General features: G+C 66.8%; 12 protein-coding genes and 1 tRNA gene. 4 read left to right on the top strand and 9 right to left on the bottom strand.

Annotation, left to right across the window (positions count from 1 at the left end):
• The first annotated feature begins 103 nt into the window (after window positions 1–103).
• On the top strand, window positions 104–439 hold the full coding sequence (locus ACP93_RS02770) for a hypothetical protein (RefSeq protein WP_228135943.1): 336 nt from the start codon (window positions 104–106) through the stop codon (window positions 437–439).
• 185 nt (window positions 440–624) lie between these two features.
• On the opposite strand, the gene ACP93_RS20980 is transcribed toward ACP93_RS02770, so the two are convergent.
• The gene (locus tag ACP93_RS20980) at window positions 625–2,346 is read right to left on the bottom strand and encodes a hypothetical protein (protein ID WP_082143351.1); all 1,722 of its coding nucleotides are present in this window, start codon (window positions 2,344–2,346) and stop codon (window positions 625–627) included.
• A gap of 219 nt (window positions 2,347–2,565) precedes the next feature.
• Here ACP93_RS20980 and ACP93_RS22435 point away from each other — a divergent pair, with 219 nt between their 5' ends.
• Window positions 2,566–2,691, top strand: a complete 126-nt coding sequence (locus ACP93_RS22435) for a hypothetical protein (protein ID WP_255347923.1) — start codon at window positions 2,566–2,568, stop codon at window positions 2,689–2,691.
• 10 nt (window positions 2,692–2,701) lie between these two features.
• On the opposite strand, the gene ACP93_RS02760 is transcribed toward ACP93_RS22435, so the two are convergent.
• The 4 genes from ACP93_RS02760 to birA all read right to left on the bottom strand — a co-directional run bounded on the left by ACP93_RS02760 (window position 2,702) and on the right by birA (window position 5,587).
• Window positions 2,702–2,777: transfer RNA gene (locus ACP93_RS02760), tRNA-Thr, on the bottom strand.
• Between the two features lie 101 nt (window positions 2,778–2,878).
• Complete coding sequence (locus ACP93_RS22050) at window positions 2,879–3,730, bottom strand: hypothetical protein (protein WP_053069675.1); 852 nt, start codon at window positions 3,728–3,730, stop codon at window positions 2,879–2,881.
• 127 nt (window positions 3,731–3,857) lie between these two features.
• Entirely contained in the window at window positions 3,858–4,613 is a 756-nt protein-coding gene (locus tag ACP93_RS02750; RefSeq protein ID WP_048489258.1) for a type III pantothenate kinase, read from the bottom strand.
• Complete coding sequence (gene birA, locus ACP93_RS02745) at window positions 4,610–5,587, bottom strand: bifunctional biotin--[acetyl-CoA-carboxylase] ligase/biotin operon repressor BirA (RefSeq protein WP_106407042.1); 978 nt, start codon at window positions 5,585–5,587, stop codon at window positions 4,610–4,612. Before birA ends, ACP93_RS02750 begins: the two co-directional genes overlap by 4 nt.
• 142 nt (window positions 5,588–5,729) lie before the next feature.
• Between birA and ACP93_RS02740 the strand changes: the two genes are divergently transcribed.
• Window positions 5,730–6,014, top strand: a complete 285-nt coding sequence (locus ACP93_RS02740; protein WP_048489257.1) for a hypothetical protein — start codon at window positions 5,730–5,732, stop codon at window positions 6,012–6,014.
• Window positions 5,981–6,769 carry a M90 family metallopeptidase gene (locus ACP93_RS02735; RefSeq protein WP_048489256.1) on the top strand — a complete coding sequence of 263 codons (789 nt, stop codon included), beginning with the start codon at window positions 5,981–5,983 and terminating at the stop codon, window positions 6,767–6,769. The genes ACP93_RS02740 and ACP93_RS02735 overlap by 34 nt, the downstream gene beginning before the upstream one ends.
• Before the next feature lie 480 nt (window positions 6,770–7,249).
• Here the strand turns inward: ACP93_RS02735 and ACP93_RS02730 are convergent, their stop codons facing one another.
• From ACP93_RS02730 to ACP93_RS02715, 4 genes are all read right to left on the bottom strand, one after another.
• Window positions 7,250–8,440 carry a DUF1501 domain-containing protein gene (locus tag ACP93_RS02730; protein WP_048489255.1) on the bottom strand — a complete coding sequence of 397 codons (1,191 nt, stop codon included), beginning with the start codon at window positions 8,438–8,440 and terminating at the stop codon, window positions 7,250–7,252.
• 29 nt (window positions 8,441–8,469) lie between these two features.
• Window positions 8,470–10,053 carry a DUF1800 domain-containing protein gene (locus ACP93_RS02725; protein WP_048489254.1) on the bottom strand — a complete coding sequence of 528 codons (1,584 nt, stop codon included), beginning with the start codon at window positions 10,051–10,053 and terminating at the stop codon, window positions 8,470–8,472.
• 213 nt (window positions 10,054–10,266) lie between these two features.
• Window positions 10,267–11,637, bottom strand: coding sequence for an ATP-binding protein (locus ACP93_RS02720; protein ID WP_204243627.1), 1,371 nt, complete (start codon window positions 11,635–11,637; stop codon window positions 10,267–10,269).
• An 82-nt stretch (window positions 11,638–11,719) separates the two neighbouring features.
• Window positions 11,720–12,403: a response regulator transcription factor gene (locus ACP93_RS02715; RefSeq protein ID WP_003469280.1), complete on the bottom strand. Its 684-nt coding sequence runs from the start codon at window positions 12,401–12,403 to the stop codon at window positions 11,720–11,722.
• Between the last annotated feature and the right edge of the window lie 19 nt (window positions 12,404–12,422).

The following is a 12,422-nucleotide window of genomic DNA, read 5'->3' as shown; positions in this document are numbered from 1 at the left end:
ATGTACATTGCGGCTGCCAAAGGCGTGCGGTTGGACGCCCACGGCGCTGGCTGGCTAAGCTGCTCCGCCGTTTCTGGAGATCGCCTTGGAAGAGCCCTTGATCGTGACCCTGGAGGCCGCGTTCGCCGGGTCCACGTTCCTTCCCTGGTTCGCATGGGCGCACAACAGCCTCAACCCCACGCTGATCCTGCACGCGGACCTCGTGGAGTATCGCGTCCTGCGCACGCGCACCCGTCCGTACCGTGAGATCGCCAGGATGGACTATCGGAAGGCGCGTGGAACCGAGAACGTCGTGTTGGAGTTCCAGGGAGCGAAGACGACCTTCATCGCGAACACCGGGCTGCTCCGGCGCACCAGAGAGGCCATCGCCTTCTTGCAGCAGCAGGGGTGCCCGCTTTCCGCGCGTGCGCAGCCCTTGCTCATGCCGCGAAGCCCGTAGGTCCGGCAGCAGTACAACTCCCAGGCATTGCGCAGCGATCCAGGTAGGCTTCGGCGAATGGCTGTCGCTTCGCAATTGCGTTCGGGCTCCCAGGTGAGCCTATGTCGTCCAGTTCGGTCCGCGTTGCTCAGTATCAGGCTAAAGCGTACTGGACGCTACACGGAAGGCCTAATGATTCGACATGCTTATCCAGCAGATGGCCCGTCTCCAGGCGGCACAGGATCGACATCAAGGTACACATATGTAGGCTCTCGCCTCAGCCCTTCCGCTGGGTAGGTTTTTACGATCCTAAGGCTGTCGACCTCGAACGTAAGGCCATCAACAAGACAGTGCTCCGCGATTCTCGGATTGTACTCGTGTAGCCAAGCATAGTTCCGCTTTGTCCAAGCAAGGATGACCTTATGCAGAGCTCGACTATCCTTATCATGGTTACCTTGACTCAACCTCAGTCCCATTACGTTTAAGCAAAAAGCGAGAATCTTTGCACCCTTGAAATTAGGAAACCTTCTCATGTCTGCGACTTCGTCGTACAGGAGACGCCGAAGTTTGAATTTGATGACTTTACCAGCAGGATTATCCAAGTGGTGAAAGCTGAAAATTTCTCCCCACACCGAATTGTGCTGAATCGTCCAACACTCCCATTGAGGCGACCTTACAGCTGATGCATGGAATATCACCTCGAAGATCAGGCTGGCAATGTGATCATAGAATGATTCGTGAGGGTGGCCATACTTCTCCCTTATTCGCAGCCGGAAGTGCTCTGGCACCTCCTTCCCATCCAGAATTTTCACTGCGTTTTGAATAAATTCAATGACAACACGAAGGCGGCGAACCGAATCGTTATCCCAAGCTCTAGAGAGTCCGTTGATTTTGTATAGGTCAGATGCCGCGTGCTCGATGTAACCCTTGGCACGATACAAAACAGAGGAGTGATTCCAGAATCCTCTTTCCACGTAGTCTTGGAAGGTCATCAGAACCACTCGACAGTATGCCTTCCATTGATCGGAATCCCATTCCGACTTCTTCCAAATGTCGGGGTCGAGCATAGTCTGCACTTCCTCGACCATCTCATGATTCGAAAACATTGCCTGGCTAAGTGGCTTGATATATCCAATCAAACCAGATTCATAGCCTTCAGCTTCGTGATACAAGAAGGACTCTTTGTTGGCTAACGCCTCGTTTACTATGTTTTTGGCAAATGCCTCAATCTGGATCCCATACTTCTTCGTTCGACCAATTTCCTGAAAGATGGCCAACGCGGTGGCTGGTGAGGAACCGACAATCGCCCGGCAAAGTCTCTTATCTGCAATCAGCAGAAGAATGTCATTGGCATATGCCTCCACCATTGGAGGCTCAGTGCGTTGGCCATGGTCATTTTCTTCTTCCCGGAAGCGTTCAAACCGAACTCTGTTCGTAGCAGATTTGACGAGTGACTTAGCCGAGTGCGCAAGCTCATCCGCCACCACTGCAAGATCAGTAGGCGACCCTTTGAGAACGAACCGGTAAAGCGTTTGAGCGAAGCTCTCTGCATTTCGTTTGCCATAGATAGGTGGCTTGATGAAGGCGAACCATGCCCAGGTCAGGAACGTCAGCAGGAACAAGCCCGCCAGAATTGCTTGCCAAGACGCAGGCGAAAGTAATTTGCCTCGCGGCACCAACCATTCCTCCGCACGCCACAAGTCGGTCAAGAGAGCGAGCACCCCAACCGTGACCACGACACCAAAGGTCAACCCTTGAAGAGGAATCGGTGCCGTTCTGATGCGGAAACGATAGCGAACGTCAGCGATAGTCCACGCCAAAATCATGAGCGCGAGACCCGCAAGGAACTCCGAGAACCCAAATATCTTCGGAGCACTAGCATCCAAAGAAGTGAAACATGCTCCTGCAAAGCATTGTTCGACCGACATATCTGCCCTTCTTAGCTTCCCCTCCCCTAATGATGCTTTCCGCGTTGAACAATGCAAGAAGGACTATCATTACCAGCCGGCTATAGGCACGGCCCTACCTATGCCAGCGCCAGCGGCCAGCAAGCGGATTGGCTTGTGCAGGTCGAACTGGCCTAGCGCCTGGGCAACACGCAGACGTTCGTGCCGAAGTGCGTGCACGGGGAGCCCCGGATCGACGCCGTGGAGCTAGTCGAGTTCGCCGAGGCGCTCGGCGTGGAGCCGCTCGGGCTGCTGGGCGAGTACCTGGAGCAGCGTGCGACCAAGCTGCACCCCAGGTCCAGGAAGAGAAGCGCGAAACGGCGTTGACTACGAAGTATGGTGCCGCTTATCCGAATCGAACGGATGACCTACTGTTTACAAGACAGTTGCTCTACCGACTGAGCTAAAGCGGCAAGGTGCACGACGCCCGCGGGCGGGCCGGGTCAGTCTACCTGCTGACGCGGGCCTCGACACGTCCCAAGACAAGGCGCTACACACCGACAGGCGCGGCATTCTAGCGCAGCGTGGCGCAGTCGACGCTGCGCTGGCGCGCCGCACCGAGCTGGCGGCGCAAGGCCGCGGCCTGCGCCGCGGAGTCGGCGCGCAGATCCAGCCACCAGCGCGACTGGCCATTGCCGCCGCTGGGGATCAGGTCGGCGTTGAAGCCGGCACGGGCCAGTTCCTGGCGGCGGCGCTCGGCGCCTTCGCGGCTGCGGTACTGGCCCAGGGCGATGGCATTGCCGGCCTCGCCCTGGCGCAACGGGTAATAGTCGCGGATGCCGGCGGCGACGATGCGCTCGGTAGCCTGCCTGAGGCCATCTTCGCCGCCGATGGTCGGCAGCACCACACGGAAGCTGGTGACGCCGCTGTCGGCGTCCTCGCGCAGGCGCGGACGCGCCCCCCCGGTCGCCAGCGCGGCGACGGCCGCCTGCGCCGCATCGCGGTCCGCGTACGGTCCCACGCTCAGGCACACCGCCGCGTCGGCGGCGGGCTTGGCCGCAGGATCGGTCTGGGTCTGGGTGGGAGCGGGCGCAGGGGCGGCGACGGCGGGTGGCGTGGGCGCGGTTTCGGGTGCGACGGTGGTGGGAGCCGCTGGTGTGCTGGCCGGTGTTGGGGTGGAGTCGGCCGCATCGGCGGCGACGGCGGTGTCGGCCTGCGCATCGGCTGGCGCGGCGACAGGCGCGGCCGCCGGCGGAGTTGGCGCAGCAGCCGGTGCCGGCGCCTCGTTGACCAGTTGCAGCGTCGCCACCCCGGCCGGTACGGCCGGCATCGGCACCGCCGGCGGGGTCGGCGGCTGCATCGCCCACCACACCGCGACGCCGAGGTTGAGGATGGTCAGGACGACGAGCAGGGCGCGAACGAGCATGGCCGGATTCTAGAGCGTGCGATGCAGCTTGGGAGAGACAGTGGCGTCTGTGTGGGGCCTGGCCGCCTCGGCGCACTGTCTGCCTCGGCCACGCCGCGCCGCATCGCGGCCGCCTGCGCCGGCCCGCTCAGGCGGCACCGGCACCGGCACCGGCACCGGCCGCAGCGTGCGCCTGCGCCCACAGCGCCAGCCCGTCCAGGACCAGCGCGGGGCGCAGCTCGGCCACCGGCAGCGCGTGCAACAGCGGCGGCACGCCACCGCCATGCAGCAGCAGCCGCGGTCGCCGTCCCAGCAAGGCCTCGCCCTGCTGCAGGCTGCGCTCGATCAGCGCCACCGCGGCGCCGTCGCAGCCGGAGGCCAGTGCGTCGGCGGTGTCGGCAGCGAACTCGTGGTAATCGCCGCCCTCGGCCGGCAGCTGCGCCGCCTTCTGCTGCAGCGCCTGACGCATCACGGTCGGCGACGGTGCGATGCGGCCGCCATGGTGCAGGCCGTCGCGATCGAGCAAGTCCACGGTCAGCGCCGTTCCCACGCCAACCACCAGCACGTCGCCGCCGCCATGCGCGGCGAGCAGGGCCAGGAACCGGTCCACGCCAAACGCCTGCGGTCGCGCATAGGCGATGCGCACCCCGGCGCACGCGGCCTCGGTGCGCGCCACCTGCACCTGCGCGAAGCGGCTGCGCAACGCCTCCAGCACGGTGGCGGTCAGGGCCGGCGCGGCAACGCTGGCGACGTAGGCGATGTCGCCCTGCGGCAGCGCCGCGACCGCCGCCGCGTCCATGGCCTCGGCGCCATGCGGCCAGGCCTGCACCGCACCCACCTTTCCGTGTTCCAGCACAGCGAACTTGAAGCGCGAATTGCCCAGGTCGAACAGCCAATCGCTCATGCCGGCCTCACGCTGACGTCGCCCGCATGCACCAGCTGCTCGCCGTCGGCGAAGGCCACCCGCAGCGCGCCATCCTCGGCCAGCCCCAGCGCAACGCCTTCGCGCACCTGGCCGCCCTCGTCGATGCGCACCGCGCGTCCGGCCAGCAGATCCAGCGCGGCGTAGCGCGGCAGGAACGGCGCCAGGCCTTCGGCGTCGAACAACGCCAGCGCCGGCAGCAGGTGCGACAGCACCGTGGCGGCGATGGCGTTGCGCGATACCGGGCCACCGGCCAGCCGGGTCAGGTCGGTCCACGGCTGGTCGATGTCCGCGGCGCTGGCCGCCGGCATCGCCACGTTCAGGCCCAGGCCGATCACCGCCCGCGCCGGTCCGGCGAACTCGCCGCCGCCTTCCACCAGCAGGCCGCCCAGCTTGCGCCCGTCGGCCAACAGGTCGTTCGGCCACTTCAGCCCGACCGTGGCGAAGCCGGCCGCGCGCAGGGCTTCGGCCACGGCCACGCCGGCGGCTAGGCTCAGGCCGCCTAGCCGGCCCAGCCCACCCTGGAAGCTGCGCGCCACCGACAGGTACAGATGCGCCGCCAGCGGCGAGGCCCAGACCCGGCCGCGGCGGCCGCGGCCACCGGTCTGACGCTCGGCGAGCAGGACCTCGCTGCCCTGCGCCGGCGCCGGCCGCTGCAGCAGCGTGGTGTTGCTGGAGAGCAGGCTCCAGGCGATCTCCAGCCCAGCCAGCTCGGCAACGGCCGACCCACCCAGCCCGGCCCGGATCGCCGCGGCGTCGAGCAGTTCCAGCGGCCGCGCCAGGCCATAGCCCTCGCCGGCCCGGCCCTCGATCTCCACCCCGGCCGCGCGCAGCGCCTGAATGCGCTTCCACACCGCCGCCCGGGTCAGCCCACAGGCCCGCGCCAGGGCATCGCCGGACAAGGGCCCCTTGCTGAGCCTGGCCAACAGTTCGCGCTCGTCCAACGCCGGTCCCATCGCCTCGTTTCGCCCCCGGGCGCGCAGCGCGCGACCTCGTAAACCGAAAAGTATGCGGCAACGCCCCCCGGGCGCCCAGGGCCGGGACCCTGCAGCGGGTGAAAACCGCGTTAGAATCGGGGTTCACCGCCGCTCGCCCTGGATGCCGACGATGCGCCGTTCCCTGCCCTGCCTGCTCCTGTTGCTGCTGCCACTGGCTGCCGCCCACGCGTCCAACGTGCTGGCGGAGAAGCCGCACACCGACTGCACTTACGGCGACGCGGCCGATGCCGACAGTACGCCGACGCGTCCGCCCGCGGCGCTGCACGCGCCCGCCTCCTCCGGCAAGCCGGCCTCGACCACCACGGGCGGCGGCGGCGACAGCGACCTGGTGCCACGCATGCGCATGCCGAAGTGGCACAGCTTCCTGCCGGGGATGTTCCGCTGATTCCACGCTGGCTGCGCGGGCTGTGGTCCAAGCCTGCTGCCATCGATGACGCCACCTGGCACGCCGTGCGCCGCGACTGCGCCTGGGTCGCCGCCCTGGATGCGCCACGCGAGCAGCGTCTGCGTGCGTTGGCCAGCGAGTTCCTGCACCGCAAGACCATCTCGCCGCTCGGCGGCCTGCAGCTGGATGCCCGACAGTGCGGGCTGCTCGCCGCACTGTGCTGCCTGCCGCTGCTGGAATACGGCGTCGGCGGCATGAGCGGCTGGTCGCAGCTGCTGGTCTACCCGGACGCGTTCCGCGTGCAGCGCAGCCATGTCGACGCCGCTGGCGTCCTGCACGAGTGGGAAGACGAACTGATCGGCGAATCCTGGGACAGCGGCCCGTTGATCCTGTCCTGGGCCGACGTGCAGGCCGACCTGGACGATCCGCGTGCCGGCTACTGCGTGGCGGTGCACGAGATGGCGCACAAGCTCGACGTGCTCGACGGCGCCCTGGACGGCACGCCGCTGCTGCCGCGTGCATGGCAACGGCAATGGGCCGCCGATTTCCAGCGCAGCTACGACGCCTTCTGCGCGCGCGTGGATCGCGGCCGCGCCAGCGAGATTGACGCCTACGCTGCCGAAGCGCCGGAGGAGTTCTTCGCCGTGGTCAGCGAATATCACTTCTCCGCGCCAGAGCGGCTGCAGCGCGAAATGCCTGAAGTGGCCGCGCATTTGGCTCGGTTCTACGGGCCGTCGCCGTTCGCTGCGGGCTGAACCGCGCATGCCTCTGGCGGCACTGTGTCAGCGACAGGGAATGGTCTCCGCCGCAATGGACGCGATGAAGCATCGCGATACGGCAAGCAGAGCGCGGAAAGCGTCGGGACTGAAGTCCCTCCCACAGTGCACCCTTCACACAATCGGCGCACGCCTGTGGGAACGACTTCGGGCAGCTCTATGCCCGCGCCTCGGCGTGATACACCGTCGCGATTGCAGGAGCGGCTTCAGCCGCGATGGGCGTTACCGGGAATGCTCGTCGCGGCTGAAGCCGCTCCTACAACTTGCCTTTCGTCGTCGTTGGAGCGGCCCCTGAAGCCGCGACGAACGACGTTGGGAACTTCGCCAGTTCGGAACGGACGGCTAAGCACCTGCCGTGCGTGCACAGGCTTGGCGCGCGCCCCTTGTGAGAGCGGACTCCAGTCACCTGGATGCTTCCACTCATCACAGCGCATGACGCGGCGATCCGAAGCAAGGGTCTCAGACCAACTTCAAATCCCGCGCATGCGCCTGCGGGAACACCTTCTGCAGCTGTGTCGGCGACAGGCCCCACATGCGGCCGAGCAGGCCGGCGAACATCTCGCGGTAGTTGGTCAGCACCGGGTAGTCGCGGTCCTGGAACAGCTTGTCCTTGCTCACCGCCACCTGCTCGCCGGCGATGCGGCCACCGTTGACTCCGCCACCCAGCACCCAGTACGTGGTGCCGTGGCCGTGGTCGGTGCCCTTGTCGCCATTCTCGCGGAAGGTGCGGCCGAACTCGGACAGCACCACCACCACGGTGTTGCGCCACTCCGGCCCCAGCGCCTCGGCATAGGCCGACAGCCCTTCAGAAAGATTGGCCAGGTTGTTGGCCAGCGCGCCATCGGTGCTGCCCTGGTTGACGTGCGTGTCCCAGCCGCCGACATCGACGAAGCCGAGCCGGTAGCGCTCGCGCATCAGCGTGGCGATGCGGCGGGTCTCGTCGGCGAAGGTGCGCGCGCTGGCGGCGCCGCGGTTGGCCTGCTGCATCTCGTCGCGCAAGGCCTGCGAGACCTGCTGGCGCAGCGCCAGGCCATCGTGCGCGGCGCTGGCCAACTGGGTGCCGTGGTACATGCCGGCGAGGATGTCGGCCTGGCGCTGGTCGAACGCCGGGGTCGGATTGCGCTTGAGCGAGAGATTGGGAATGTCGCCGCCGCCCTGGAAACTCAGCGGCAGCGAATCGGTGAAGGCGATCGACGGCGTGCCGGTGGCGACCTGCGACAGCCGCGCCAGGAAGCCGGTGCGATAGTCGCTGCGCTGCCCGGCCGGCTGCCCGGCCTCGATGCTGTCCTGGGTCTCGAAGTGGCTGCGCGACAGGTCGTCGGTGCCGGCGAAGGGCACGAACGCCAGCTGCTTGTCGCTCCACAACGGCATCAGCGTCTCGCGCAGCCGCGGATTCAGGCCCCACTGCGTGTCCAGCGCAATGGCGCTGTTGGGATTGGCCGGATCCGGCTTGGCGATCGCCAGGCTCGGCCGCGAGGCATAGTAGAAATCGCTGGCGTACGGCACCAGCAGGTTGTTGCAGTCGTAGCCGCCGCGCAGGAACACCACCAGCAGACGCGGCGACGGCGCAGGCGCGGCGAACAGGCGCCCGGCGAACGGCAGGCTGGCCGCGGCAGCGGCGGATGCGAGCAGGAAGCGGCGACGGTGCATGACGGATCTCCGTGCGGCGAAGGCCGCGGTCAGCGGTAATTGAAGTCGGGGGACGCCAGCAGGTAGCCGTTCCACTCCTGCTGCGAGCGCGCCTGCGCCAGCGCCTGGCGCGTGGTGTCGCTCAGTTGCGGCTCGATCGCGTGGTAGTACAGCGGCGTGCTCAGTTGCGGGAAGCCGCCGCGCTGCTGGCCGTCGACGGTGAACAGCTGGGTGTTGCCGTTGCCGATCGCACGCGCGATCTCGAAGCGCTGTGCCATCTGCCCCGAACTGTTCCAGGCACTGGACTGCAGCGACCAGCCATCGGGCGTGATCCGCCCGAAGCTCGGCTCGCCCATCTGGTTCAACCAGCCCAGCAACGGCTGCGGATTGACGATGGTCTGCCCGTCGTAGGCCAGGCGCAGCGCCGAAACCAGGAACCGGTACGGATCCTTGAACTTGTGCGGCGCGCCGGCCGCCATCTCCGGCGCAGTGAACATCACCTGCAGCACCGCAGCAATGTCGCCATCGCTGCGCTGGAAGGTGCGCGCCATCTTCTCCACCAGCGCCGGCGGCGGATCGTCGGCGACGAAGTATTCGGCCAACTGCCGCGAGATGAAGTGCGCGCATGCCGGCTGGCGCACGATCAGTTGCACCGCGCGCTCGACCTCGTCGAAGCCACCGCCGGCGATGCGCTGGCCAAGCAGGGTCTTGTCGCCGGGCTCGTGCCGCGCCGGATTGAACTCGAATGCGCCGCGGCGCACATACTGCCCCTGCAGCGCCGGCGGCAGCTTCGGCGGCCCGTCGCGGTCGACCGGTGCGATGCCGACGCCGGTGAGGATCAGCGCCAGTTGCTGCACGTCCTTCTGCGTGTAGCCGGCATCGACCCCGAGGGTATGCAGCTCCATCAGTTCGCGCGCGTAGTTCTCGTTGACCTTGCCCTTGGCGTTCTGCGCGTTGTCCAGGTACTCCAGCATCGCCGGACTCTCCAGCGTCGCCATCACCAGGTCGGAGAACTTGCCCAGCGCGTGCGGACGGATCGCGTTGTCGGCGTAGTCCGCCACGGTCCAGTGCAGGCGGCCCTTGTCGGCGAACACACTGAAGTGATTGAGCCAGAACCACACCATCTGCTCGCGCAGTTGATCCGGCGCGTAGACGGACCGCAGCAGCTGCGCCTGGCGCGCCTGGTTGAGCAGCAGATCGCCGCGCTGTTGTGCGGCCTTCTTCGCGGCGACCTTGGCATCGCCGTCCGGCATGGCCTTGATCGCCTGCTGCGCGGCGGCCTGCTGCTTGAGCAATTCCTGCACCGGCGTATGCAGCGCCGCGTAGCCGTCCAGCTGCGCGCGCACCGGCGCCGGCAGGGCGGCATCACCGGTATCGGCCTGCAGTTGCTCGCGCAGGAAGCGCTTGCGGCCATCGCGCTCGAACTGCGCCACGCTGGCGCTGTCCAGGCCGAGGGTCATCGACTGCAGCCAGCGTGCGTCGTCGCGCTTGATCACCCTGTCGGTGGCGGCGATGGCGCCGACGGTGAACAGCACCAGCAGCAACGACAACAACAGTCGCTGGGTGTTGCGCAACACACGCCGGCCGCGCACGCGCAGACGCGTTGCTGCAGGACGATGCCGGGATGCGGACATGCGGGGCTCCTGGACGAAAAGCGGCGTGAAGACCGGCGCAGTATCGCCAGCTGTGCGCCGGTCGCGTTAAGCCACTGTCGGAAACCTCCCGGTCATTTGCACGGGATTCACCTGCTGCTGCGCTGCAGCGCCGACGGCGATGACTCGATCACTTGGGCGACCACCATGCGGCGGGATGCCGGTCCCAGACCGACACCTGACGCGCTGCTGCGCCTACAGCCCCGGCGGCAGGGTGACCAGGAAGCGCGCCCCGCCCAGTTCCTCGGAGCGGCTGACCTGCAGCTCGCCGCGGTAGCCCTTGACCAGGTCCTGCACGATCGCCAGGCCGATGCCGTGGCCATGTACGCGCTCGTCGCCGCGCACACCGCGCTGCAGGATGTGCGCGACCTCGTCCGGGGCGATGCCGGGACCGTCGTCCTCCACCGCGATGATCAGGCCGGCGCGGCGGCTGCCGGCTGCCGGCTCCGGGCGCACGCTCAGCAGCACGCGCCTGCGCGCCCACTTGAACGCGTTCTCCAGCAGGTTGCCGAGCAGTTCCTGCAGGTCGCCGGGTTCGCCGTGGAAGCGTGCGCTCGGCTCGATGTCGAACTCGCACAGCACGCCCTTGGCCGCGTAGACCTTCTCCAGCCCGCGCACGATCTCCTCGGCATTGGGCTCGATCGGCAACGGCGCGGCGAACAACTTGTGCCCGCTGGAGGCGGCACGGGCCAGCTGATAGGACACCAGGTTGTTCATGCGCCGCAGCTGCACGTCAAGTTCTTCGCGCAGTTCCGGCCCCTGCGCGCCGCTGTCGAGCTGGGTGCGCAACACCGCCAGCGGCGTCTTCAGGCTGTGCGCCAGGTCGGCCAGGGTATTGCGCTGGCGATCCAGATTCTCGCGCTCGCTCTCGATGAAGGCATTGATGCTGTCGGTCAGCGGTTCCAGCTCGCGCGGATGGCGATCGCCCATGCGCACCGCTTCGCCGCGCTGCACCTTGGTCAGTTCGTTGATCACCCGTCGCAGCGGGCGCAGGCTCCACTGCAGGATGAAGGCCTGCAGCACCAGCAGGATCAGGCCGGCGCCGCCGAGGTTGAACCACACCCGGCCGCGGAACACGCGCAACTGCGCACCCAGTGCGCGGGTGTCCTCCATGATGTAGATGGTGACCGGGGTTTCCTTGTCGCGGCGCACGTAGGCCAGGCCGATGCCGTAGCGGTAGACCTCGCCTTCGCTGCCGTCGATCTGGGTCATCGGCCACGGCCCGTCGAAGGTTTCCTGACGCGGTTCGAGCATGCCGCCGCGCGGCGGCAGCGGGCCCTCGCTGGACATCGAGATCCAGCGCTCGTTGGGCATCACGATCTGCGCGTACAGGCCGCTGCCGGGCCGGTCGAAATGCGGGTCCGGCGGCGGCTTGTCGTTGTTGATGTACAGCGAACCGTCGCGGGCGACGTCGATGTTGTTGGCGTAGGCGGTGGCGTAGCTCTTCAGGCGCTCGCGCAGATTGCTCAGCGCGGTATCGGCGAACGCTTGGTCCAGTGCGTAACCCGCTGCGGCCAGGAACGCCAGCAGACTCAGGCTGGCGGCAAGCAGCTGGCGCGCCTGCAGCGAACGCGGGCGCCAGCGCTTGTACCACCTGGGTCGTGCCGCCACGCGCTCGCTTCCTCGGTGTGCTCGCCGGCGCCTGCGGTCAGCCTTCGGTGCGCGGAATCGCGAACCGGTAGCCGCGGCCGCGCACGGTCTCGATCGGCTTCAACTCGCCGTCCGGGTCCAGCTTCTTGCGCAGGCGGCCGATGAACACTTCCAGCACGTTGGAGTCGCGGTCGAAATCCTGCTGGTAGATGTGCTCGGTCAGGTCGGCCTTGGAGACCAGTTCGCCGGCATGCATCATCAGATACTCGAGCACCTTGTACTCGTAGCTGGTCAGGTCGACGTTGCTGCCGCTGACGCTGACGGTCTGCGCGGCCAGATCCAGCGCGACCGGACCGCATTCCAGAGTCGGCTTGCTCCAGCCGGCGGCGCGGCGCAGCAGCGCGTTGACGCGCGCCAGCAGCTCTTCGACGTGGAACGGCTTGACTAGGTAGTCGTCGGCACCCTGCTTGAGGCCTTCGACCTTGTCCTGCCAGCTGGAACGCGCGGTGAGGATCAGCACCGGAAACTTCTTGCCTTCGTCGCGCAGCGCCTTGATCAGCTCCATGCCCGACATCTTCGGCAGGCCGAGATCGATGATGCCCACGTCGAAGGGCACTTCGCGGCCCATGTACAGGCCTTCCTCGCCGTCCTGCGCCGCATCCACCGCAAAGCCTTCGCGCTTCAGGCGAGCGGCCAGGGTCTCTCGCAGCGGAGCTTCGTCTTCGACCAGAAGGATACGCATGAACTCTCCCTAGTAACTT

This window comes from Xanthomonas sp. NCPPB 1128 (genome assembly GCF_001043115.1).
Lineage (GTDB): Bacteria > Pseudomonadota > Gammaproteobacteria > Xanthomonadales > Xanthomonadaceae > Xanthomonas_A.
Note: the sequence above shows the minus strand (reverse complement) of the source record. Positions and strands in the feature narration are given on the sequence as shown.

Bases quoted from the DNA above. Each gene is read 5' to 3' on its own strand.
- ACP93_RS02730 (WP_048489255.1), bottom strand. From the start codon at position 8,440: ATGCACCGTCGCCGCTTCCTGCTCGCATCCGCCGCTGCCGCGGCCAGC.
- ACP93_RS20980 (WP_082143351.1), bottom strand. From the start codon at position 2,346: ATGTCGGTCGAACAATGCTTTGCAGGAGCATGTTTCACTTCTTTGGAT.
- ACP93_RS22050 (WP_053069675.1), bottom strand. From the start codon at position 3,730: ATGCTCGTTCGCGCCCTGCTCGTCGTCCTGACCATCCTCAACCTCGGC.
- ACP93_RS02740 (WP_048489257.1), top strand. From the start codon at position 5,730: ATGCCGACGATGCGCCGTTCCCTGCCCTGCCTGCTCCTGTTGCTGCTG.
- ACP93_RS02715 (WP_003469280.1), bottom strand. From the start codon at position 12,403: ATGCGTATCCTTCTGGTCGAAGACGAAGCTCCGCTGCGAGAGACCCTG.
- ACP93_RS02725 (WP_048489254.1), bottom strand. From the start codon at position 10,053: ATGTCCGCATCCCGGCATCGTCCTGCAGCAACGCGTCTGCGCGTGCGC.
- ACP93_RS02750 (WP_048489258.1), bottom strand. From the start codon at position 4,613: ATGAGCGATTGGCTGTTCGACCTGGGCAATTCGCGCTTCAAGTTCGCT.
- birA (WP_106407042.1), bottom strand. From the start codon at position 5,587: ATGGGACCGGCGTTGGACGAGCGCGAACTGTTGGCCAGGCTCAGCAAG.